Below are 23,762 nucleotides of genomic sequence, written 5' to 3' on the forward strand. Positions count from 1 at the left end.
GGGTGGCGTTGTTGCGCTCTTTCGGACCTGGGTACGACGCGTTCTTTCGGATCAGGGAGCAGCAGCGGGGCGGGGCTCAGGATTCGGTAGCGGGTCCGGTTGTGATCGAGTCGTCGGTGATCCCGGCTGCGCGTCGGGCGGCGAGGCGTCGCTTCTGCGGCTCAATCGTGTAGCGCGGGTTCTTCGCGGATTCGATCCCGGCGTCGAAGACGCCGAAGCGCGTACAGGCCGACGCGGCGAGCAGTGCGACACCCGACGCGACCGCCACCGGCCGGGAGCGTCCGCTGACCAGGGCGCCGACGCCGCCCGCGACAGCGAGCCGTTCGCTCCACCGCAGGAGCTTTCCGGCCTTGCCGTCGTGCAACGGTTCGGCCGTCACCGGGTCCATGCGGCTCTCCATGACCCGCATCGCGGTGAGGTCGCCGACGACACCGAGCGCGGCCAGGGTCCGGGCGGGTCCGGCCTGTGACGTCCGGGTGGCGACCAGCGCCAGACCGCTCGACGCCAGGCTGGCGGAACTCACGAAGACGAACGGCAGGTCGCGGTGCATGGCGTTCCAGGTGGGAACAGCGGTGTCCGACAGCAGCACCGCGGTGTACACGGCCAGCGGCGGACCGGCGACCGCGGCGGCCAGCCCGGCCGGCGCCTCGACCGCACGCAGCACCGGGCGGAGCACGCCGAGGGGCAACCGGGAACCGGTCATCCGGTCGATCTCGCCGACCACCGCCACGCCGAGGGCACCGCTGAACGCCGAGAGGATCCACGAACCGACGCTCATCGGCGAGGTCACCTTGAACGTGCGCAACATGTTGTAGAACCGGTCGGGGCGTCCGAGATCGGCGACGAGTGCGATCGCGCCGAGCCCCACCGCGCCGAGTCCGCCGAGCCGCGCGTTACGGCGCAACTCGTCCCGGCCGGTGAGCTGTGCGCCCGCCGCCAACACGCCCGAGCCTCCGGCGACGCCGCCGAGAAACAGATAAGCGGCGACCTTCTCGTCCCATGGCGGCGGCTTGACGACGGGATGTCCGTAGTACGAGGTGAAATCGGCGTCGGGCACCATCGGCATCTCGCGGGTGCCCTCGCCCTGACCGAAGCCTCTGCGCTGCTTGCGCTTACCGCCGCGGCCGAGTCCGCGCCCGCGACGCCGTGGCGGCTCCGGGGGCCGGAAGGAGTCGAACTCCGACGACGTCACCGGCCACCTCGCAGGAACGACACGGCGGCCGCGGCCAGCATGCCCACCGCCGCGACACCGGCCCGCTTGTACATCGACGGCAGATCGGCGGTGCACACGCGCGGATCCGGTGGCAGACCGTAGACCTCGGGTTCGTCGAGCAGCAGGAACACCGAACCGGTACCGCCGACACCGTCATTGGGATTGGCGCCGTAGAGACGCGCCTCGGTCATACCCTGCTCGTGGAGTTGCGCGACGCGGGTCTGGGCGTCGGCGACGAGGTCGTCGTGGTCGCCGTACTTGATCGACGTGGTGGGACAGGTCTTCGCGCACGCGGGCGTCTCGTCGTCGAGGAGTCGGTCGTAGCAGAGCGTGCACTTCTGTGCGACGCCGCGTTTCGGCACCTCGGGTTGTTCGCCCTTGCGTTCCCCGGATCGGGTCGTCGGCGCGGCGGTACCGTCGGCGCGGCGTTCGACGACGCCGAACGGGCAACCGGCAACGCATGTTCCGCACCCGTTGCAGACGTCGTCCTGGATGACCACGGTCCCGAATTCGGTGCGGAACAGCGCTCCGGTGGGGCACACGTCGAGACACCCGGCGTGCGTGCAGTGCTTACAGACGTCGGAGGACATGAGCCAGCGGAACTCGGGGGTGTCCGGGGGCGTGAGATTTCCGTCTCCGGTGGTACCGGCCGACGGGTCTCGCCGGTCGGCACCACCGAACCCCTCATCGCCGGGCATGGACGGCATGCCCAGTCCGACCAGTGCACGGCCCGACTCGCGGGCCTCGGCGATGCGGTCGGCGCTCTGTTCGATGAAAGCGACGTGTCGCCATGTGCTGGCACCGAGCGCGACGGTGTTGTCATACGACATGCCGGTCAGTTCGAGGTCGCCGTCGCGAGGGTTGGAATTCCATTCCTTGCAGGCGACCTCACAGGCCTTGCAGCCGATGCAGATCGAGGTGTCGGTGAAGAATCCCCTCCGGTTCTCGTGCGTGTGCCATCCGACGTCGGAGGTCGGATCGGTCGGTCCGGACAGCTGCCCCATCTACTCCTCCGCCTTTCCGGTGATGTGCTGGTTGTCGGTCTCGGTCGTCACTCCGGCACGCTCCTGGTACGCACGTACCAGTTCGATCAGGGCTGCGCCCTGGGGTCGACGGCCGGCGACCACGTCGCACGAACCGACCTTCGACTCCTGGATCTGCACGTTGGGATCCAGTGTGACCCCGATCAGGTCGTTGGCGGCATCACCGCTGACCACGGCGTCGGAGCCGACGCCCCAGTGGTACGGAAGGCCCACCTGGTGCACCTGACGGCCGTTGATGGTCAACGGTGTCATCCGGTCGGTCACCAGGACACGCGCCTCGATGGCACCGCGCGGCGAGATGATCGTCGCCCACCCCTCGTTGCTCAGTCCGCGCTCGGCGGCCAGTTGCGGGGAGATCTCGCAGAACATCTCGGGCTGGAGTTCCGACAGATACGGCGTCCAGCGGCTCATTCCGCCCGCGGTGTGGTGTTCGGTGAGCCGGTAGGTGGTGAAGACGAACGGGTACACATCGGCGCCGGGCATCTCGCCGCTGGGGGCGTCGAGGTTGTCCTCGCGTGGGAAGAGCACCCGCGCCGGCGACTGCTGTTGCGGATACAGCGAGTTGACCACCGGCGATTCCTGGGGTTCGTAATGGGTCGGGAGCGGGCCGTCGACGAGTCCGCGGGGCGCGAAAAGCCAACCCTTGCCGTCGGCCTGCATGATGAACGGGTCGTCGCCGCACAGCGCGGCGACGCCGCCGAGCGACGGATCCGGTTGGGCGTCGGGGGCGAGGTCGACCGGGAAGTCCGGCACGTCGGGGCCCACCCAGCGGCCGGCGTCGGCGTCCCACTCCAGGTACCGCTTACGCTCGCTCCACGGTCTGCCGTCGGGATCGGCGGAGGCGCGGTTGTAGAGGATCCGACGGTCCGCCGGCCACACCCAGCCCCACTCGTGCTGCGTGACGCCGCCGCCACCCTGGGGAGTGCGTCGAGCCGCCATGTTGTGGGCGTCCGCATAGACGCCGGTGTAGATCCAGCAACCGCCGGCGGTCGAGCCGTCCCGTTCCATCTCGGTGTACGACGTCAGGTTCTTGCCGGCATCGGGTCCGGAGACGTGGTACCCGTTGATCTCCGACAGCACGGCCTCGGGTTCGGGGTTCCCGTGTTCGTCTACGGGATAGTCCCAGGTGAGATCGAGCAGCGGCCGGTCACGTTCGTCGGTCGAGTCGGCGAGACGCTCGCGGATGCGACGCCCTAGTTCGAAGAAGAAGTCCATCTCGCTCTGGCACTGGCCGGGCGGTTGGACAGCCTGATGGCGCCACTGCACCATCCGCTGGGTCTGGGTGAACGAGCCGGCCTTCTCCACATGGGTGGCGGCGGGCAGAAAGAAGACCTCGGTCGCGATGTCCTCGGTGCGCAACTCACCCGAGTCGATCTCCGGGCCTTCCTTCCACCACGTCGCCGACTCGATCATGTTGAGATCGCGCACCACGAGCCATTTCAGGTGAGACATCGCCATCCGCGCCTGGCGCCCGTTGGCCGAGCCGACGGCGGGGTTCTGCCCGAGGATGAAATAGCCGTCGACCTTGTCGGCGAGCATGTCCACCGTCGTCTGGAAGGTGCCGGCGGGACCCGTCAGGCGTGGGAGATGGTCGAAACACCAATCGTTCTCGGCGGTCGCGGCATCTCCGAACCAGGCCTTGAGGAGGCTCACCATGTAGTCCTCGGCGTTGGCCCAGTAGCCCTTCTCGTTCTTCGACGTGATCGCCTCGATGTAGTCGTCGAAGGTGTCGTGTTTACCTGCAGACGGCATCGGCAGATAGCCGGGCAGGAGATTGAACAGCGTGGGAATGTCGGTCGAACCCTGGATGCTCGCGTGGCCGCGCAGCGCCATGATGCCGCCACCCGGACGTCCGACATTGCCGAGGAGGAGTTGCAACACCGACGCGGCGCGGATGAACTGCGATCCGAAGGTGTGCTGGGTCCAACCGGTCGCGTAGCCGAAGCACGTTGTGCGATCACGTCCGGAGTTGTCGGTGACCGACCGGGCGAGGTACTCGAAGTCCTCCACGGAGATGCCGCACATGTCGCGCACCATCTCGGGTGTGTAGCGCGAGTAGTGCCGCCGCACGATCTGGAAGACGCTCCGCGGGTGTTCCAGCGACTCGTCGCGCAACGTGGCGCCGTGCTCGAGGGGCGGTCCGCCGGAACCGTGTTCGTGGCCGACCGCTCGGTCCGTGGCGGACGCACCCGTGTCCGGCCCGCCGGGCGAATCCACCGTTCCGTCGGCGGACTTCGGTCCCGGTTCTTCGTAGGCCCACGAGCTGGCGTCGTATTCGCCTGTCTCCGCGTCGAATCCGGAGAAGAGGCCGTCGAGATCCTCGGTGTCGCGGAAGTCCTCCGACACCAGCGTCGCCGCATTGGTGTAGGCGACCACGTACTCGCGGAAGTACTTCTCGTGGCTGATCGCGTAGTTGATCAGCGCGCCGAGCAGGACGACGTCGGAGCCGGCACGGATCGAGATGTGCTTGTCGGCCACCGCCGAGGTCCGCGTGAACCGCGGGTCGACATGGATGATGCGCGCACCGCGGGACTTTGCTTCAGCGACCCACTGGAAACCCACCGGGTGTGCCTCGGCCATGTTTCCACCCATGAGGATGATGCAATCGGCGTTGGCCATGTCCTGCAGTGATTGCGTTGCGCCGCCGCGTCCGAACGAGGCCCCCAGACCGGGAACCGTGGCGGAGTGTCATATGCGGGCTTGGTTCTCGATCTGGATCGCGCCCGCCGCGGTGAAGAGCTTCTTGATCAGATAGTTCTCTTCGTTGTCGAGGGTGGCGCCGCCCAGCGACGCGATGCCCATCGTCCGACGCAGTGGACGGCCCGCGTCGTCGCGGTCCTGCCATCCCCGGCGCCGCGCCTCGAGGAAACGGTCGGCGATCATGTCGATCGCGGTGTCGCGGTCGAGGTCCTGCCACTCGGTCGCGTACGGCGCCCGATAGCGGATCGTGGTCTGGCGTAGCGGGTTGTTGACGAGCTGTTCGCTCGACGCCCCCTTGGGGCACAACCGGCCGCGGGAGATCGGGGAGTCGGGATCGCCTTCGATCTGGACGACACGCTCGTCCTTCACGTACACCTTCTGCCCGCATCCGACCGCGCAGAACGGGCACACGCTCTGCACCACCCGGTCGGCGGTGGCCGTCCGCGGCTCGATGGCCCGTGTCCTCGCCGACGTGACGGCCGGTCCGCGTCCGAAGACGTCGCCCGACCGGAGCTGGCGGAACACCGGCCATTCGAGGGGGCTGAAGGCTGGCACGAGTTCGAGTCTAATCACTCTCGCGAGCTGCGTGCTGGCATCATCGCCACCATGAACCGAACGCCACCTCCTCTCCGCGTCGTCGGGGGCGTGCGATGAGCAGGATGGATGCCGTCGAGCTGCCGGTCACCGCGCTCGGCGAATTCCTCGAGTCGACGGCCTTCGCGGAGATGCTCGACCCGGAGGACGAGCGATCCGCCTCCCGGGACGCGCGAGCGCGGAAGGCCGAGGTCGTCGACGTCGTGCGCGCGATCGACGCCCACGCAGGTCGACGGTTCGTCGACCGTGAGCGCGCCGGCGAGGTCATCATCGGCGGTCTGCGCGGAGGCGGACTCGGTGTGCGTCCCACGGTGGTCGATGCGGTTCTCAACCTCTTGCGGCCGGTCGGGGTCGCGGCGCCGGGCGTCCCCAAACCCGTTCCCCTCGAGGTCCAGTCGGTGCTCGGCGTCTACATCTACGCACTGGTCGATCCGCGTGATGCGTCCGTGTTCTACGTGGGCGCGGGACGCGGCAACCGCGTCCACCACCACGCCCGCGCGGCGCTGGCCGGCGTCACGCCCGATGCCGCGGAAGCGGTGGGGGAGGCCGACTCGTCGGCGATCTGGACCTCGACCGAGGACCGCATCCGAGACATCGACGCCGATGGTTTCGGTGTGGAGCACTGGATTCTCCGCCACGGCGACGACGTCGTCGACTCTGCCGAGGCGTTGGCATCGTATGTGCAGAAGTTCACGGTCGAGTTCGCTGATCTGGCACGACTCCCGCTGACGAACAGCGTGCACAGTGGCGCGATCCAGCTCGACGAGATGGTGCTGCAGTACGCGGCGCCGCTCGCACCTCCGCTGCCCGAGCCGTGCGTGTTGGTGAAGGTCGACGACTCCGCGCGACCCGACGCCGGCGCCGAACAGATCTACGAGTGGGCGCGCAGCGGCTGGCGGGCCGGACCCCATCGCACTGTGCCCGACCTCCCGGTCCTGGTTTTCGCCGAGGACATCGTGCGCGCGGTGCACCGCGTCGACTACTGGGAGGCGTACCAGGACGCCGACGGAAACCTCGACCCGAAACGGTGGGTCTACACCGGCGCGCCGGATGCCGAACTGGAGCAGCGGTACGTCGGCACGAGTCTGCGCGAGGTCCGCGAACGCCGCGGTGGGAAGTGGAACCACAACGGATGGCATCCGTACGGGCAGGTGTGACCGCCGCGTACTCGGCCGCCCGACGAAAAACGCCCCTGAAAGAAACCCTCCAGAGAGGCGGCGTCGACACCATGTCGACGGCGGTCCCGTGGAGGGCGTTCTTCAGGGGCGTTTCTCAGGGGTGCTTTTCAGCGCGGGAGCGGGACTAGCCGGTCGCGGCCAGGCCCGGCACGGTCTGACGCAGCCGGATGAGGCCGTCGCGGATGCGTGACTTGACCGTGGGGAGCGCGACGTCGAGGTGCTCGGCGACCTCGCGGTAGGTGAGGCCGTGGAAGTAGGCCAGCTCGATGGCCTGCCGCTGGATGGGGGTGAGGCTCTCGAGCCCGGTGTGGATCAGGCGGGCGATCTCGCGACGTTCGACCGACTCGCTGACGTCGTCGACCTCGCGGGCGGTGTCGGCGATGCCGTAGGCGACGGTGCGTCGGGTCGCGGCGGACTCCGACCGGACGCGGTCGACGGCCCGACGGTGAGCCAGGGTCAGAATCCAGGACAGTGCCGAACCGGAGCGGGGGTCGTAGGTCTCGGCGTTGCGCCAGACGGCCAGGAAGGTCTCCTGTGTGGCTTCCTCGCTGTAGCCGGGGTCGCGCAACACTCGCAGTGTCATGCCGTACACCCGGTCACAGGTGGCGTCGTAGAACTGGGCGAAGGCGTCCATGTCTCCGGTCGCCACGCGGGCAAGGAGGTTGTTCAGGTCGGATTCATGCATCACGAAACTCCTTGGCGCAGTGGGGTTGTCACGCTTCCGGAGCGGGGTTGGGCGTCGGTGCCGGAGTGCTCTCGGTGCGATGAGTTCAACGCTATGCGGGCGCCGGCAGAAAGTGACCATCGAGAGACACAACGGGATGCTTTCGAAATCCTTGGTAACGGAACGATAACGGCGGCCATCTGTCGTGACCGTGCCGTAGCCTCCTCGCCACGAGAGGAGACGTATGTCCGAGGACACGATAGCGGGGCCGGACGGTCGGCTGCGTTGCTTCTGGGCGGGCCGCGAGCCGGAGACCACCTACCACGACACCGAATGGGGATTCCCGACCACCGACGATACGTCGTTGTTCGAGCGCGTGTGCCTCGAAGGCTTCCAGTCGGGCCTCAGTTGGCGCACGATCCTGCTCAAACGGGAGAACTTCCGGGCCGCCTTCGCCGGCTTCGACGTGGAGAAGGTCGCGCGGTTCACCGACGCCGATGTCATGCGTCTGTTGGGCGACGCGGGCATCATCCGGCACCGCGGCAAGATCGAGGCGGCGATCAACAACGCACAGCGGGCCATCGACCTCATCGACGAATACGGTTCGCTCGAGTCGTACTTCTGGGGATATGCCCCCGCCGGTGATCACGTACCGAACTCGATGACAATTTCGCCGGAGTCGATCGCGATGTCGAAGGACCTCAAGAAGCGTGGTTGGCGTTTCGTGGGGCCGACCACGATGTTCGCACTGATGCAGGCGACTGGGATCGTCAACGATCACGCCTATGAATGCGTCATTCGGGACGAGGTGAGTGTCGCACTCCGGCAGCGATTGTAGACAATCAAACAATGTGCCATCATCCGGAGCATGAACGCCCAAATCGGCATCGGTATGGTGTGCCCGTTCGACATGGCTCTCGACCGGGAGTTGTGGCGTTGGATGCCGGACTCGGTCTCGTTGTATTTCACGCGGACCGGCTACATCGACGCGCCCGTCGACGTCGAACTGTGCCGGGATCTCAACAACCACGCCGAGATCGCGGCGGCCGTCAGGGCTGTCTCGTCGGTCGGGCCACGGACGTTCGGTTACGCATGTGCGTCGGGCAGTTTCGTCTACGGGATGGCGGGCGCGATCGAGATCTCCAACTGCATGCTCGCCGCCGGCGCGGAGCGGGCTGTCACGACATCGGAGGCGCTGATCCGGGCGCTCGACACGATGAACATCGGCACCCTCGCCGTCGCAACGCCGTACACCGCGGCGCTCACCGGATTGCTCTGCGACTTCCTCGCCGAATCCGGCCGGAGCGTCGTGGCCCAGGCCGGCCTCGGCCGTGATCACGAGATCTGGAAGATCCCGTACCACGTGACGGCAGACCTCATCCGTGCCGCGAACCATCCCGACGCCGATGCGGTCTTCGTCTCCTGCACCAATCTGTGGACCTACGACATCCTCGCCGACCTCGAGGCCGAGCTCGGCAAACCGGTCCTCTCCGCCAACCAGGTGACCGCGTGGGCGACGCTCTGCGATGCCGGTGTGCTCGGCGGGGAGATCACACCCGCGGACTGGTCGACAGCTCACGCTCAGTCATTGTTCGCCCGTAGCATTGCGGCATGACCTCACAGGATTCGACGAACACATTCGGCGAGGCAGGATCTGCGAAGTACGTGCAGCTCACCACTTACCGCAAGGACGGCACCCCGGTGTCCTCGCCGGTGTGGGCGGTGCTCGACGGCGACCGACTACTCGTGTGGACCGAGAGCGAGTCGTGGAAAGTGAAGCGCCTCAAGCGGAATCCGAAGGTGGTGGTCCAGGCCACCGATGCGCGCGGTAGCAAACTCTCCGGTGAACCGGTGTCCGGCACCGGGGTGGTGCTCGACGCCGAGGGCACCGCGCACGTTCGCAAGAAGCTCATCGAGAAGTACGGTCTCCTGGCCAGGGTCCTGATCTTCAGCAGCAAGTTGCGGCGGGGTGCAGGCGGAACCATCGGTCTCGCGATCACCGCGGGGGACCAGTAGTCCTTCGGATCCCGCCGGGCCTGGCGCGCCAGTCGGAGCTGGGGCCGGCCTGGGTGGACTGGCTCCGCCGGTTGCCCGCCGTTGCGGAAGCCCTTCTCGCCGACTGGGAACTCCGCCGCGACGGGGAAGAACTGTGGCACGGGTTCGAGTCACTGGTGATCCCGGTGATCGGTCGTGACGGCCGGCATGCGGTCCTGAAGGTCGCCTTCGACGGCGACGACGAGGGCGCCCAGGAAGCACTCGGCCTGCAGCACTGGGCCGGTCGTGGTGCGGTGCGGATGCTGCGCGCCGACCCACGGCGACGCGCCCTGCTCCTGGAGCGGCTGGACCGGACCGACCTCACCTCTGTCGACGACGACGAGGCGTGTCGGGTCGTCGCCGGCCTGTACGGCATCCTGCACATACCTGCTCCCGGACGGATGACGCCCCTCACCCGACACCTCGAGCGGTGGCTCGAGGGGCTCGAGACCATGCCCCGGGATGCACCGGTCCCGAGAAGGTTTGTGGAACAGGCTCTCTCGCTCGGTCGGGACTTCCTGTCCGACGCGGCGACGGTCGGCGTCGTCGTCCACGGCGACCTCCACCACGAGAACGTGCTGGCGGCGCCGTCCGGCGGGCAGCGGTGGCTGGCGATCGATCCGAAACCGATGTCGGGGGACCCACACTACGAACCCGCGCCGATGCTGTGGAAGCTGCTCGATCGCCGACGCGGGGACCCGCGGTGGGTGATCCGATCGCGCTTCTACACGATCGTCGACGCCGCAGGCCTCGACCCGGACCGTGCGCGCGACTGGGTCACCGTCCGCATGATCCTCAACGCGCACTGGGCGATCGACGATGCGGAGAAGGCGTCGCGGAATCTCACCGCCGACGATCGCGAGTGGATCACCACCTGCATAACGGTGGCCAAGGCGGTCATCGACTGACCGTCAACGGGCGAACAGAGTCCCCAATTCCGGTATGACCGCGGAGATCCCGGCGAGACGCAGGCCCTGCCACGCGGTGACCTGATTGGCGGTCAGCACGGGCTTGGCGAACTTTTCTTCGAGTCCGGTGATCCACATCGCGGTGTGCAGGGCGGTGTCGGGGATCAGGATCGCCTCTGCGTCGGGATGGTCGGCGGCCGCGATCATGTCGAAAAGGCTGTCGCCGTCGAGGATTCCGGCCTCGGAAGCGGTTTCGATGTCGTTGGCACGTAGCGAGACCGCCTCGATGCCGCCGTCGTCGAGGAATCCGATGAACCGTGAGGCCAGGGGAGCGGGGTAGGTCGCGGCGATCGCGACCCGGGACAGGCCGAGATGGTGACATGCCTCGACGAAGGCCAGTGAGGTCGACGACGCGGGACGGTCGGCGAGCACGGCGATATCGGCGACCTGGCGGCGGGCGCCGTCGAGGCCGTAGACGAAACTCCCTGAGGTACAGGCCCACATCACCGACGCCGGCTCGTCGACCTGAGCGCGTCGGAGGCCCTCGGCGAGACGCTCCTGCTCGCCGACCGCGGCCATGGCATCGACGGTGTGGTCGTCGGACTCGATCTCGGTGATGGTCACCGGCAGTCGGACCGCTGCGCCGGAGGCCACAAGTGCGGACTCGATGAGTGTGTAGTCGTCTTCGGCAGCATGACCGGGATAGAGCATCGCGACGGTGGTTGTCACTCGCACACCTCCAAGGTAGATTGTCAACAATCTACCAACTTCGACAGACGAGGGGGCGTATGTCGGGAACGGCACGCTGGCTCAGCGCGATCGAACTGGCCGACGGTTACCGGACCGGCGAGCTGACGCCGGAGGCGGTGGCCCTCGAATTGCTCGACGCCGTCGACCAGGTCGACCCGTCCGTCAACGCATTCTGCCTCGTCGACCGGGACTCGACACTCGCCGCCGCGCGGGACTCCACCGAGCGTTTCCGGGCCGGCACGCCACTGGGCCCGCTCGACGGGGTGCCGGTCAGTATCAAGGACCTGCTGCTCACCCGTGGCTGGCCGACGCTGCGCGGCTCGCTGATGATCGAGCCGGATCAGATGGTCTGGGACACCGACGCCCCCGCGGTCGCGCGACTCCGCGAGGCCGGCGCGGTCATGCTGGGCAAGGTCACCACGCCGGAGTTCGGATGGAAAGGTGTCACCGACAGTCCGCGCACCGGAATCACCCGGAACCCCTGGAACACGCTGCGGACATCCGGCGGATCGAGCGGCGGTTCTGCCGCGGCCCTGGCGGCCGGACTCGGCCCGCTGTCGGTGGGAACCGACGGAGGCGGATCGATACGCATACCGGCCGCGTACTGCGGCGTGGTCGGATTCAAGGCCACGCTGGGCCGGGTTCCGATGTACCCGCCGAGTCCGTTTGCCCCGGTCGCGCACGTCGGGCCGATGACCAGGACCGTCGGCGACTGCGCGCTGCTGCTCGACGTCCTCAGTGGGCACGATCCGCGGGACTGGTCCGCGCTGCCGACCCCGACCGAGAGCACAGCGGCCGCCATCGCCGATGTCCGGGACCTCTCCGATCTGCGGATCGGGTACAGCTCCGATCTCGGCTTCGGCTCGAACGATCCTGGAGTGCAGGCCAATACGGATCGCGTCGTGTCGGTGCTCGAACAGCTCGGAGCCACGGTGGAGAAGGTGGACCTCGGCTGGGACGACCCGGCGTGGGCGTACCACACCATCTGGTTCGCCGGGGCCGACGTGGTGGTGCGAGGGCTCGGACCGGGCGTAGAGGAGAAGGTCGATCCGCTGCTTCTCCAGGCGCTAGAACGCCACCGGGACTTCACCGCAGGCGATTTCGTGAGCGCGAATGCGCTGCGTATGGAGATGGGCACCACGATGGGTCTCTTCCACGAGGAGTTCGACCTGCTCGTCACACCCTCGATGCCCACGGTTGCCTTCGAGGCCGGACGCACCGTTCCGGAAGAGTCGGCGTCACCGGACTGGACGTCATGGACGCCCTACAGCTATCCGTTCAATCTCACGGGGCAACCGGCGATCACGGTACCCAGTGGATTCGTCGACGGTTTGCCGACCGGTGCGCAGTTCGTCGCTGCGCGACACCAGGATACGACCGTGCTACGGGTCGCGGCGGCCTACGAGGCGGCCGCCGGCTTCACGATGTTGGGAGATCGTCCGTGACCGAGCCAGCTGAACGATTCATCACCGTGACACTCGAGAAACGAGGCGTGACGGCGGTGGCGAGGATGCTCGACGCCGAGGCGCCGCGGACGGCCGCGGCGGTCTGGGACGCGCTGCCACTCGGCGGCCAGGTGTTCCACGGCAAGTTCGCGCGCAACGAGATCTACACGCTGCTACCGGCATTCGCGCCGATGGAACCAGGTGCCGAGAACACTACCATCACCCCGATCCCGGGCGATTTGTGTTACTTCACCTTCGACGGTGTTTTGGACAACCCCGCATATGGGTACGATCCCACATCCGCGCCGGCCGAACATCGGCTGCTGATCGACCTCGCAGTCTTCTACGGAAGAAACAACCTGCTGGTCAACGGCGATGTCGGCTGGGTACCGGGGAACGTGTTCGCCACCATCACGGAGGGCCTGGAAGACTTTGCGGCGGCTTGCAACGACGTCTGGATGGGCGGCGCGCGGGGTGAAACGCTCACCTATGCGCGCTTGGAGCGGTAAGAAAGAAGGAATGACGGTGGCGATCACAGTGGATGGGGACGACCCGGGCGTGGACGGCCCGGGAGGTCGACGTACCACTTCTCACCAGGGGAAACGTGGAGGTTCGACGCGCCGCCGCGTGCTTACGCCACTGGTGCAGGAGTCGACACCGGCGATCATCGCGCGTAAGTTGCACAATGCCATTGCGAACGGAGACTTCCCACCCGGGTCGCAGCTGACGGAGTCAGGTCTCGCTGCAGACCTGGGCGTCAGCCGCGGTCCGTTACGTGAGGCGATGCAACGTCTCACCGCGGAGGGGCTGCTCGTCAGTCATCGCAACCGGGGCCTGTTCGTCGTCTCGATGGAGAGAGACGACATCCGCGACATGTACGTCGCGCGCACGGCGGTGGAACGCGCTGCCGTACAACAGGTCATCGCGCACCGCGAGCCAGAGGCGGTGGCCGCGCTGGACGAGGCCGTGGACGCAATGCGCGCGTTCGTCGACGAGCCGAACGGGGCCGGGATGGCCGAGGCGGACATGGGATTCCACCAGACGCTGGTGGAACTCGCGGAAAGCCAGCGCCTTTCGCGTCTGCACGAGACGATCCTCGTGGAGACACGAATGTGCTTGCGAGCCATGCGAGGAACATATTCATCGGGAAAGGAACGAATCGACGAACACCAGGCGTTGGTGGACGCCATAGCTGCGGGGGATTCTGCCAAGGCAGATGCGCTGATGATCGAGCACATGGCCGACGGGCTGCGTCGATTGATCGGTGACGGCGACGACGCCGGCGATCTCACCGCGTCCGGAAGCTGATCGCTTGCGATCCGGATGTCCATGGATGGTCGAGCAGCCTGCCGTCCGTGCACAGGGGTCCACCAACGGGGAATGACCTAGCGCGGGGCGGGTTACGGCCCCCGATGACATTCAGGAAGCGTAGATGAGCGACACGACACCAGCGGACACTTATGAGCAGCTCGCCCCGGACCCGGAGTCACCCGAGGGACGGAAACTACTCCACAAGGCCATCGGTGCCTCGGCCATCGGAAACGCCACCGAGTGGTACGACTACGGCGTCTACGCCGCCGCCTCGGTCTACCTGACCCAGGCTTTCTTCCCCGGTGATTTCGGAACCATCGGCACCATGCTGGGTTTCGCGATCTCCTTCGTGCTCCGTCCGCTCGGCGGGATGATCTGGGGACCCATCGGCGACCGCATCGGTCGCAAATCGGTTCTCGCCATGACGATTCTGTTGATCTCGGGTGCCACCGCGCTCATCGGCATGTTGCCCACCCACGCGTCGATCGGTGTATGGGCGCCCATCCTGCTGATCCTCCTCCGCGTCATCCAGGGTTTCTCGACCGGTGGCGAATACGGCGGTGCGGCAACGTTCATGGCCGAGTATGCGCCGGACAACAAGCGCGGCAAGTACGGTTCCTTCCTCGAGTTCGGCACCCTCGCCGGTTTCTGCAGCGGTACGGCATTCGTCCTGCTCCTGCAGCTTGGGCTTTCCGATTCGCAGATGGACCAGTGGGGATGGCGCATCCCGTTCCTGTTCGCGCTGCCGATGGGCCTGATCGGTCTGTATCTGCGCTCGCAGATGGACGACACCCCGGTCTTCCAGGAGCTCGAGCAGGAAGACGAGATCAAGGGTTCGGCATGGACCCGGTTCAAGGATCTGCTCGTCAACTACCGGCGACCGATCATCACGATGTTCGGCATGGTCATCGCGCTCAACGTCGCCAACTACACACTGTTGGCATACCAGCCGACCTACCTGCAGAACACCATCAACCTGACCGAGACGTCGGCGAGTGTCGTCAACCTGATCGGGCAGCTCGTGATGATGTTGCTCATCCCGTTCTTCGGGTGGTGGTCGGATTCGACTGGGCGTAAACCGATGTGGTGGGGATCGCTGGTCGGCCTGTTCGTCCTTGCGCTACCGCTGTACTGGCTGATGGGCCAGGGATTCGTCTGGGCGATCGTGGCTTTCGTGATCCTCGGCGCGCTCTACATTCCGCAGCTCGCCACCATCTCGGCGACCTTCCCGGCCATGTTCCCGACCCAGGTTCGGTACGCGGGCTTCGCGATCTCCTACAACGTCGCGACCGCTGCCTTCGGTGGTACGGCGCCATTGGTCAACGATGCCGTCGTGGAGAGCACCGATTGGAACCTCTTCCCGGCCGTGTACATGATGGGCGCCTGCGCCATCGGCATGGTCGCGCTGTTGTTCCTGAAGGAGACCGCGGGCTGCTCGATCCGCGGCACCGAGATCCCCAGCAAGGAGAACGACTTCCGGGAGCTGCAGAAGAAGCTGGCCGAGTCGGAGGCCTAGCCGAGCAACCTCAGCCCGGCGAGCGTGTACGCCTTTGCCGCAGTGACGAGATCTGCGACGGCGACCGACTCGTCGGGCTGATGTGCGTCGGTGTTGATGTTGCCGGGGCCCAGGACGATCGACGGGATACCGAGATCGCGGCTGACGAAACCGCCGTCGCACGCAGCGCTCCATCCGCCCACCGAGGTCGCGGTGCCGGCGTCGGTGACCGAGCCGACCGCAGCGGTGACGAGCGGGTGATCCGCCGCGGTCGCGAAACCGGGCATCTCCATGGTGACGCGGACGTCGACAGAGATACCGTCGCTGTCGATCTTCTTGTCGCGAATGGCTTTCCGAAGATCCTCGGCGATGGCATGCGGGTCCTCGAAGGGCATCAGGCGACGGTCGATGCCGAGCGAGCAGGTCGGTGCGACAACCGAGATGCCCTGTCCGCCCTGAATGGTGCCGACGTTCCAGGTGCCGCAGCCGAGCAGGTCGTCGAGCGTCTCGTGAAGGTGTTCGTGGTCGGCGCGGATGATCTCGACGATCGCCGCGGCGGCATTGATGGCACTGCGTCCGTCGGCGGGACGGCCGGAATGTGCGGCGCGACCGGTCACGTCGATCTCGATGTACGACGCACCCCGGCAGCCGCGGACGATCTGCATGTCGGTGGGTTCGGCGACGATGCAGCCGAGGAAGTCGTGATCGGCGGGACGGCCGACGAAGTCGCGCACGCCGATGCCGTGCTCCTCCTCGTCGACCGTGCACACCAGGCGCACCGGGCCGGAGAGTTCGACCCCGTGGTCGCGTGCGCGCGACAACACGCTCATGGCCGCCACGACGGACGCGATCCCGCCCTTCATGTCGGTGGTACCGCGCCCGTAGAGCCGGCCGTCGCGGTTCCGCACGATGTACGGGTCGGCGGTCCAGTTCGGGCCCGCGGGGACCACGTCGGAGTGGCCCAGGAACATCAGGCCAGGGCCGTCGCCGCCGGGGAGGGTGGCGATCAGGTTCGGCCGCCCGGCGGCCACCTCGTGGGTGTCGACGTCGAACCCGAGCGCGCGGCACGCCTTCTCCAAGACCTCGACGGCGGCGCCCTCGGTACCACCGGGATTCTCGCTCGGGGCCTCCACCAGCGCCGTCGTGAGCGCGGTGATCGCGGCCTCGTCGATCAGATCGACAATCGACCGCTCGGTCGGACTCAGCTCAGGATTGTGTTCACCGCTCACCGTGCCATCTTCTCAAGACTGGACGTGAGGCGTCGAATACCTTCGTCGATCCGGTCCGGCGTGCTCGATGCGAAGCACAGACGCATCGAGTTGCGGAACCGGCCACCCGGCGACAGTGCCGGGCCCGGGATGAAGGCGACGCCGTCGGCCAGGGCGATCTCGAACAGCTCCCGGGTGTCGATCTCGGCGAACTCCTCCCGCAGCGTCACCCACAGGAAGAAGCCGCCCTCCGGGTTGGTGGTGACGACGCGGTCGCCGAGATGACGGGCGATGGAGGCGAGCATGGCGTCCTTGCGTTCGCGGTACAGCGACCGGATGCCGGCGAGGTGGTCCTCGAGGCCACCGCGCGCGATGTACTCGGCCACGATGTGCTGGTTGGGCACGTTGGTGCAGGTGTCCATGGCCTGCTTACCGTTGATGAGCAGCTGCCGCAACGACGGATCGGCGTCGACCCAGCCGACGCGCCAGCCGGGAGCCAGGATCTTGGAGAAGGTCCGTACCGAGAAGATCAGCGGATCACCGGGGCTCAGCGTCTGGAAGGTCGGGATGTCGGTGCCCGCGAAGCGGAGCAGTCCGTACGGATCGTCGTCGATGATGACCGAACCCCAGGTGTGGGCCAGACGCAACAGCTCGCGGCGGCGTTCCTCCGACATCGTGACGCCGGACGGGTTCTGGAACGTGGGGATTGTGTAGATCGCCTTCGGGGTCTTGTGGGTGTGCGCCACCAGATCGGCGAGTTGGTCGACCTGCATACCGTCGTCGTCGACGGGCACCTCGAGCAATTGTGCGCCGTAGGACAGCGCGGTCGCGCTCCCGTTGGTGTACGTCGGGGACTCGACTATGACCAGGTCGCCGGGGTCGACGAACAGCTTGCAGGCGAGGTCGAGGCCCTGCATGCCGCCGGTGGTGATCACCAGACGGTCGTGGGTCGACGGGTCGGGTGTGGTGGCGAGGTAGTCGACGAGCAGTTGCAGCAGCCGCGGTTCGCCTTCGGTGGCGCCGTAGGTGAACGACGTGTGGTCGAGGATCTCGCCGGCGATCTGACGGAACTCGTCGGCGGGAACGGCCTCGTCGGCCGGTGAACCCATCGCGAAGCGCACGATGTCATGAGACTGGGCGGCCAGCAGGGACGTCGACGAGTCGATCATCGATCCGACCAGGTCCTTCGACCGGCCGGCCAGAGGCAGCGTGGGGCCGGAATGCCGTACGTCGTTCACAGTCTCGGTCGTTGTGGTCATGTCGTGCACCTCGTCTCTCCAGGCCTTCGTGGCTCGTCGCTTGCGCTCCTCGCACCTCAGGCAGCAGTCGGGTTGTCGTGCGCTTTTCGCACCTCAGGCAGCAGTTGGGTTGTCGATGGTCATTTCTGGATCAGTTCGCGCGGGAACGACGTGAAGCACTCGACGCCGGTCGGGCTCACCCGCACCGATTCGGAGAGCTCGAAACCGTAGTTCTCCATCCACATTCCGCAGACGATGTGGAAGGTCATGTTGGTCTCGAGGATGGACTCGTCCTCGGAGCGGATGCTTATGGTGCGCTCGCCCCAGTCCGGCGGGTACCCGATACCGATCGAATACCCCAGGCGCGAGGGTTTTTCGAGGCCGTACTTGGCCAGGGTCCAGTTCCAGGTGGAGGCGAGTTCGCGCGTCGCCACCCCCGGTTTGATCGCCTCGAGAACGTTGTTCAGGCCCTCGGCGGTCGCCTTCGCGACATAGTCGAGCTCCTTGTGCGGAGTACCCAACGACACCGTCCGTGCGAGCGGACAGTGGTACCGGTTGTGGGCGCCGGTCAGCTCGATGACCACCGCCTCGTCCTCGACGAAAGTTCCCTGATGCCAGGTGAGGTGGGGGGTGTCGGCCGCCGCGCCGGTGGGCATCATCGGCACGATCGCCGGGTAGTCGCCGCCGTAATCCGGGGTCCCGGTGATCTGTGCCTGCGAGATCGCCGCCGCCGCATCGCATTGCCGCACACCGACGTCGATCGTGTCGATCGCTGCACGCATCGCCTCCGAACACACCATCCCGGCCTGACGCATCAGCTGGACCTCGGCCTCGGACTTCACCGACCGCACCCAGTTCACGAGCTCGAAGTTGTCGACCAGCTTCCACTCGGGGATCGCGTTGTGGAGTGCGCGATAGGCCTTGGGGGAGAAGAAGTGCGAGTCCATCTCCAGGCCGACCGAGCCGCCGCGTGAGGCCGGCGCGATCGCGTGTCGCTGACGAAGTGACCACGCGACCCAGTCGAAGGGATGCACGTGGGGTCGGTGCACATAGCTCTCCGGGTAGCCGACGATCTGGTCGTCGGGCAACCACGTCGTGCGGTGCGCGCCACGGGCATCCATCTCCCGGGCGTAGAAGACCATCTCACCCTCGATCGGGACGAACAGCATCTGCGGGGTGTAGAACGACCACGCGTTGTACCCGATCAGATAGAAGATGTTGGCCGGGTCGGTGACGATGATCGCCGACAACCCCTGACGGTCCATGAGTTCACGGACCTTCGTCAGGCGCTGTTCGTACTCGCTGTCGGTGAACAGCTGAGCACCGAGGTACATGGGCTTGCTACTCCTTGCTCACACGTCGGTGGTTCGAGGGCCGATCCATTCGGCGATTGACTTGTCAGCGAACGTCTTCAGCGGCGGATCGGCGTCGCCGTGTACTTCATGTCGAGGAACTCCTCGATGCCCACGCGGCCACCCTCACGGCCGAGACCGGACTCCTTGACACCGCCGAACGGTGCGGCCGGATTCGACACGATGCCCGTGTTGACCCCGACCATACCGGCTTCCAACGCTGCCGACAGGCGAGCGCAACGGTCGACGTCCTGGCTGAAGAAGTAGGCGACGAGACCCCATGCGGTGTCGTTGGCGAGGGAGATCACCTCGTCGTCGGCAGCCGGGTCGAGAGGATTGTCGGCGTCGCCGAACGGGATGATCGCCGCGACCGGACCGAAGATCTCGTTGCGCACCAGGTCGGCGTCGAGCCCTACGCCGGTCAGCACGGTCGGCGGGTAAAAGAAGCCGGGGCCCTCGGGCGCTTCTCCGCCGCAGGCCACGGAGGCGCCCTTGGACACCGCGTCGTCGACGAGTGAGGCAACCTTCGCGACGGCCTTGGGCTCGACGAGCGGCCCGACCTGCGTTCCGTCGGCGGCGCCGTCGCCGACCTTCAGTGCGGCCATCTTCGCCGTGAACTGCTCGGTGAACTCGCCGATCACGCTGCGGTGCACGAAGATCCGATTAGCCGCGGTGCACGCCTGGCCGGTGTTGCGCATCTTGGCCAGCATGAGTCCGTCCACCGCGCAGGAGATGTCGGCGTCGGCGCACACGATGAACGGGGCGTTGCCGCCGAGCTCCATGGAGGTGCGCATGACCGTTCCCGCGGCCTGCCGCAGCAGCGTCTTGCCGACCTCGGTCGAGCCGGTGAAGCTAACCTTGCGGGCCAGTCCGCTCTCCATCCACTCGGTGACCACCGTCGACGGATCGGTGGTGGTGACGACATTCAGCACGCCGGCAGGTAGACCCGCCTCGACGAGGATGTCGGCGAGGAGAAGCGTTGTCAGCGGGGTGAGTTCGGCGGGCTTGAGAACCATCGTGCAGCCGGCCGCGACGGCCGGCCCGATCTTGCGGGTTCCCATGGCCAGCGGGAAGTTCCACGGCGTGATCAGGATGCAGGGGCCGACGGGCTGCTTGCTCACCACGATGCGGGTCCCGCCATCTCCGGTGGTGGTGTGGTCGCCGCCGATACGCACGGCCTCCTCGGCGAACCACCGGAAGAACTCGGCGCCGTAGGCGACCTCACCCTTCGCCTCGGCGAGCGGCTTGCCCATCTCGGCCGTCATCACCGAGGCGATCTCGTCGACCCGGCTCATGATGAGCTCGTATGCGCGGTAGAGGATCTCGCTGCGGCTGCGCGGCGAGGTGGCCGCCCACTCCGCCTGATGCGCGGCCGCGGTCTCGAGTGCGCGGCGGGCGTCGGCCGCGTCGGCGTCGGCCACCTGTGCGAGCACCTCGCCGGTCGCGGGATTGAGCACGTCGAACCGGTCGCCGGCGGCGGGCGGCACCCATTCACCGTCGATGAACAGATCGGTGTGGATGGACGAGATGGCGTCGGGGACCTGGGTGGTGGCGATGGCCGTCATGATCGGGCTCTCCTCGGTTCGTCGGGCGTTGTCGGGGGTCGGGTCGTGGAGGTGAGAAGTTCGGCGAGGTGGACGCCGCGTATCTCGCGTGCATCGGCCAGTCCGTCGTCGACCGTGGCGAGGTGTTCTACCGCCATCGCGCAACTGAACCCGTCGGTGACGACGGGACGACTCGGGTCGTCGCGCAGCGCGGGTGCGAGTCCGTTCTCCGCGACGGCCATGCTGACCTCGTAGTGGCCCTTCTCGAAGCCGAAGTTACCCGCCACGCCGCAGCATCCGTCGGCGGAGTGCACGCTGACGCCGAGTGCTTCGAGAGCGGCGGTGCCGGTTCGTGCGCCGAAGACCGCGTACTCGTGGCAGTGGGTCTGGAGGGTCACCTCGTCCGGCAGGGACGGCGGTTGCCATCCCGCGTCGAGCAGGGTCGGGAGGTGGGCGGCGAAGCTGCGTACCCGGGCGGCCACACGACGTGCGCTGTCGGTGGGGACGAGTTCGGGCAGGTCCTTGGCCAGTGCGGCAGCACAACTCGGCTCGGGCACCACGACGGGTCGGTCGGTGCCGTCGTCGAGACTCGCGGCGGTGCGTCGAAGAGTCTTGCGCGCCTTGCCCAACTGCCCGGTGGAGATCCAGGTGAGGGCGCAGCAGTTCTCCGCGGAACAGCCGACCTGTTCGCCCGTCGCGCCCAGGACCTCCGCGGCGGCGGCGGCCACCTGCGGCCGGAAGGCGCGGGTGAAGGAGTCGACGAACAGGATGATCTGCGAGGTCGGGGTCACCGGGGCGAGGTCGTCGAGATGCGCCTTGCGGGCGCGCCGGGTCGCGAAGGCCGGCATCGTCCGGCGAGGGTCGAGGCCACCGGCGCGTGCGGCCAGACCGCTGATCTTCGACGACAGTGCGCGATTGATCAGTGGCGCAGCCGTGCCGGCCACCGACATCCAGGCCGGCATCCAACCCAGGGAGTAGTGCGACAGCGGGCGCAGACGGCGGCGGTAGTGGTGGTCGAGGAACTCCGACTTGTAGGTGGCCATGTCGACGCCGGTCGGGCAATCCGTCGAACATGCCTTGCAGGACAGGCACAATTCGAGGGCGTCGGCGACCTCGGGTGAGCGCCAGCCCTCGTCGACCGATGGGGCCGTGCGCACCATGTCCTGGAGGACGCGGGCACGCCCTCGCGTCGAATCCTTCTCGTCGCGGGTCGCCCGGTAGCTCGGGCACATGACGCCGCCGGTGTCGGCGCGGCACCGGCCGACACCGATGCAGCCCTGGACGGCGTGGACGAAGGGATCGAGGAGCGGGAGTTCGGGCGTGGCCTCGAAACCGCCCCTGACATCCGCCCCCGAGGGGGCCGCCGCCGACGTATCGTCAGCAGCGTCGCTGCTGAGGGCGGATTCCAGGGGCGCATTTCGGGAACCGTGGCCGAGGTCGAAAGTGGTCGGCCAGGTCCGCCGGGGGACGTCGGCGAGAGCGAGGTCGGCGGTGATGGACGGCGGGTCGATGATGCTGCCCGGGTTGAGGTTCCCCGTCGGGTCCCAGATCGACTTGAAGCGGGCGAAGGCGGCCATCATCGCCGGCGAGTACATGACCGGCAGCAGGGCCGAGCGGGCCCGGCCGTCGCCGTGTTCACCTGACAACGAACCGCCGTGCCGCACAACCAGTCTCGCGGCGTCGGTGCAGAAGTTGTCCATCACGGTGCGTCCCTCGGGGGTGCGCAGGTCGAACGTGATGCGGACATGCATGCAGCCGGCACCGAAGTGGCCGTACATCACACCGGTGAGACTGTGCCGGTCGAGGAGTTCGGCGAAGTCGTCGAGGTAATCGGCCAGACGCTCGGGGGCGACCGCCGCATCCTCCCAGCCGGGCCAGGATTCGTAGTTGCCGCCGACGCTTTCGTCGTCGGGGTCGGCCAGACGTGAGGACAACCCGGCGCCGTCCTCGCGGACGCGCCACAGTGCCTTACGACGAGCCGGGTCGTCGACGACGGTGGCGTCGATCATCCGACCCTGGCCGCGCAAGTGGTCGAGGAGCCGTTTGGCGGTTGCCGGGACATCGGATTCGCCCTGTGCCTGGGCACTCTCGGAGTCGACGTCGATGAACAGCCAGGCCGAACCCTCGGGAAGGCCCGCGACCGTGTCCCGGCCGCGGCGGGCTGCCATCGTCGCGACGATCTTGCGATCGATGCCCTCGATGGCCGACGGCGCGAACGGGAGAATCGCCGGGACATCGCGCGCGGCGTCGGCGGGGGAGTGATAGCCGACGCAGAGCAGGAGCTGGGAGGTGGCGACCGGGACGAGGTGCACCTTTGCAGACACCACGATCGCGCAGGTTCCTTCGCTCCCGACGAGCGCGCGGGCGACGTCGAATCCGTTCTCCGGTAGCAGTCGTGCGAGGTGATAGCCCGAAACCTGGCGGGGGATGGTCTCCAGTTCGGTGCGCAGGATCGCCATGTTGTCCGACGCGAGTTCTCGTAGCGCGGCGGTGATCTCGGCGGCCCGCGCCACAGCCTCGCGGTCGTGGGGATCGGTGGCGTACAACCCGTCGCGTGTCGCGGTCAGCAGCATCCCGTCGGCGGTGACGAGCTGGAGTTCGATCACGTGATCGCTGGTGCGTCCGTATCGGACGGAGTGGTTTCCGCAGGCGTCGTTGCCGATCGCCCCGCCCAGGGTCGCCCGGGACGCCGACGACGGGTCGGGGGCGAAGGTCAGTCGGCCGTCCGTCGCCGTCCGCGCCTGTGCGGCGAGAGTGGTGAGCACGATGCCCGAACCGGCGACGGCGGTGGAGGTCTCGGCATCGACCGACACCACCTGATCCAGGTGACGGGACAGGTCGATGACCACGCCGTCGCCGATGGCGTTACCCGCCATCGAGGTACCGCCGCCGCGCACGATCACCGGGACGCCTCGGTCGTGGCATCGCGCGACGATCGTGGCGACCTCGCGCCCGGACCGCGGAAAGGTCACGGCCCGGGGCGGGATGCGGTAATTCGAGGCGTCGTAGGAGTATTCAGCCAGACGTCGGGGTGAGGCGTCGGCGTCGATGCCGAGATCGGCGAGTTCGTCTGCGATGTCCACCG

The 23,762-nt window shown here is 67.3% G+C and carries 19 protein-coding genes; 9 read left to right on the forward strand and 10 right to left on the reverse strand.

The window, feature by feature from the left end; genetic code table 11:
* Positions 1-76: 76 nt before the first annotated feature.
* From nrfD to fdh, 3 genes are read right to left on the reverse strand one after another with little or no spacing between them, the layout of a single operon-like run.
* Entirely contained in the window at positions 77-1,192 is a 1,116-nt protein-coding gene (gene nrfD, locus GONAM_RS16615) for an NrfD/PsrC family molybdoenzyme membrane anchor subunit (RefSeq protein ID WP_006867917.1), read from the reverse strand.
* On the reverse strand, positions 1,189-2,217 hold the full coding sequence (locus tag GONAM_RS16620) for a 4Fe-4S dicluster domain-containing protein (RefSeq protein WP_006867918.1): 1,029 nt from the start codon (positions 2,215-2,217) through the stop codon (positions 1,189-1,191). Before GONAM_RS16620 ends, nrfD begins: the two co-directional genes overlap by 4 nt.
* Complete coding sequence (fdh, locus tag GONAM_RS16625; protein ID WP_174310947.1) at positions 2,218-5,511, reverse strand: formate dehydrogenase; 3,294 nt, start codon at positions 5,509-5,511, stop codon at positions 2,218-2,220.
* A 104-nt stretch (positions 5,512-5,615) separates the two neighbouring features.
* Here fdh and GONAM_RS16635 point away from each other — a divergent pair, with 104 nt between their 5' ends.
* Complete coding sequence (locus GONAM_RS16635) at positions 5,616-6,707, forward strand: GIY-YIG nuclease family protein (protein WP_006867920.1); 1,092 nt, start codon at positions 5,616-5,618, stop codon at positions 6,705-6,707.
* A 145-nt stretch (positions 6,708-6,852) separates the two neighbouring features.
* On the opposite strand, the gene sigK is transcribed toward GONAM_RS16635, so the two are convergent.
* A complete protein-coding gene (sigK, locus tag GONAM_RS16640; RefSeq protein ID WP_006867921.1) occupies positions 6,853-7,413 on the reverse strand; it encodes an ECF RNA polymerase sigma factor SigK in 561 nt (186 codons plus the stop codon).
* A gap of 223 nt (positions 7,414-7,636) precedes the next feature.
* Here sigK and GONAM_RS16645 point away from each other — a divergent pair, with 223 nt between their 5' ends.
* Genes GONAM_RS16645 through GONAM_RS16660 form a run of 4 tightly spaced genes read left to right on the forward strand, consistent with a single transcriptional unit; the run spans position 7,637 to position 10,334 of the window.
* Positions 7,637-8,230, forward strand: a complete 594-nt coding sequence (locus tag GONAM_RS16645; RefSeq protein ID WP_006867922.1) for a DNA-3-methyladenine glycosylase I — start codon at positions 7,637-7,639, stop codon at positions 8,228-8,230.
* A gap of 30 nt (positions 8,231-8,260) precedes the next feature.
* On the forward strand, positions 8,261-9,007 hold the full coding sequence (locus tag GONAM_RS16650) for a maleate cis-trans isomerase family protein (RefSeq protein ID WP_006867923.1): 747 nt from the start codon (positions 8,261-8,263) through the stop codon (positions 9,005-9,007).
* On the forward strand, positions 9,004-9,408 hold the full coding sequence (locus GONAM_RS16655; protein ID WP_006867924.1) for a PPOX class F420-dependent oxidoreductase: 405 nt from the start codon (positions 9,004-9,006) through the stop codon (positions 9,406-9,408). The genes GONAM_RS16650 and GONAM_RS16655 overlap by 4 nt, the downstream gene beginning before the upstream one ends.
* 53 nt (positions 9,409-9,461) lie before the next feature.
* A complete protein-coding gene (locus tag GONAM_RS16660; protein ID WP_006867925.1) occupies positions 9,462-10,334 on the forward strand; it encodes an aminoglycoside phosphotransferase family protein in 873 nt (290 codons plus the stop codon).
* A 3-nt stretch (positions 10,335-10,337) separates the two neighbouring features.
* Here GONAM_RS16660 and GONAM_RS16665 read toward each other — a convergent pair whose 3' ends face one another.
* On the reverse strand, positions 10,338-11,063 hold the full coding sequence (locus GONAM_RS16665; RefSeq protein WP_006867926.1) for a maleate cis-trans isomerase family protein: 726 nt from the start codon (positions 11,061-11,063) through the stop codon (positions 10,338-10,340).
* 59 nt (positions 11,064-11,122) lie between these two features.
* Here GONAM_RS16665 and GONAM_RS16670 point away from each other — a divergent pair, with 59 nt between their 5' ends.
* The 4 genes from GONAM_RS16670 (at position 11,123) to GONAM_RS16685 (ending at position 15,356) form a co-directional block, all read left to right on the forward strand.
* Positions 11,123-12,529 (forward strand): amidase, encoded by a 1,407-nt coding sequence (locus tag GONAM_RS16670; protein ID WP_006867927.1) that lies wholly within the window; start codon positions 11,123-11,125, stop codon positions 12,527-12,529.
* Positions 12,526-13,038, forward strand: coding sequence for a DUF3830 family protein (locus GONAM_RS16675; RefSeq protein WP_006867928.1), 513 nt, complete (start codon positions 12,526-12,528; stop codon positions 13,036-13,038). Before GONAM_RS16670 ends, GONAM_RS16675 begins: the two co-directional genes overlap by 4 nt.
* Before the next feature lie 10 nt (positions 13,039-13,048).
* The gene (locus tag GONAM_RS16680) at positions 13,049-13,837 is read left to right on the forward strand and encodes a GntR family transcriptional regulator (RefSeq protein ID WP_006867929.1); all 789 of its coding nucleotides are present in this window, start codon (positions 13,049-13,051) and stop codon (positions 13,835-13,837) included.
* 124 nt (positions 13,838-13,961) lie between these two features.
* The gene (locus GONAM_RS16685; protein WP_006867930.1) at positions 13,962-15,356 is read left to right on the forward strand and encodes an MFS transporter; all 1,395 of its coding nucleotides are present in this window, start codon (positions 13,962-13,964) and stop codon (positions 15,354-15,356) included.
* Here the strand turns inward: GONAM_RS16685 and GONAM_RS16690 are convergent.
* The 5 genes from GONAM_RS16690 to GONAM_RS16710 all read right to left on the reverse strand — a co-directional run bounded on the left by GONAM_RS16690 (position 15,353) and on the right by GONAM_RS16710 (position 23,760).
* Entirely contained in the window at positions 15,353-16,564 is a 1,212-nt protein-coding gene (locus tag GONAM_RS16690) for a M20 family metallopeptidase (RefSeq protein ID WP_006867931.1), read from the reverse strand. The two genes, GONAM_RS16685 and GONAM_RS16690, sit on opposite strands and share 4 nt — an antisense overlap.
* A complete protein-coding gene (locus tag GONAM_RS16695; RefSeq protein WP_040536776.1) occupies positions 16,561-17,802 on the reverse strand; it encodes an aminotransferase-like domain-containing protein in 1,242 nt (413 codons plus the stop codon). Before GONAM_RS16695 ends, GONAM_RS16690 begins: the two co-directional genes overlap by 4 nt.
* A gap of 119 nt (positions 17,803-17,921) precedes the next feature.
* Positions 17,922-19,115: a M24 family metallopeptidase gene (locus GONAM_RS16700; RefSeq protein WP_006867933.1), complete on the reverse strand. Its 1,194-nt coding sequence runs from the start codon at positions 19,113-19,115 to the stop codon at positions 17,922-17,924.
* A gap of 77 nt (positions 19,116-19,192) precedes the next feature.
* Positions 19,193-20,698 carry an NAD-dependent succinate-semialdehyde dehydrogenase gene (locus GONAM_RS16705; protein WP_006867934.1) on the reverse strand — a complete coding sequence of 502 codons (1,506 nt, stop codon included), beginning with the start codon at positions 20,696-20,698 and terminating at the stop codon, positions 19,193-19,195.
* The gene (locus GONAM_RS16710; protein WP_006867935.1) at positions 20,695-23,760 is read right to left on the reverse strand and encodes an FAD-binding and (Fe-S)-binding domain-containing protein; all 3,066 of its coding nucleotides are present in this window, start codon (positions 23,758-23,760) and stop codon (positions 20,695-20,697) included. Before GONAM_RS16710 ends, GONAM_RS16705 begins: the two co-directional genes overlap by 4 nt.
* Between the last annotated feature and the right edge of the window lie 2 nt (positions 23,761-23,762).

The organism is Gordonia namibiensis NBRC 108229 (assembly GCF_000298235.1).
GTDB classification, from domain to species: domain Bacteria; phylum Actinomycetota; class Actinomycetes; order Mycobacteriales; family Mycobacteriaceae; genus Gordonia; species Gordonia namibiensis.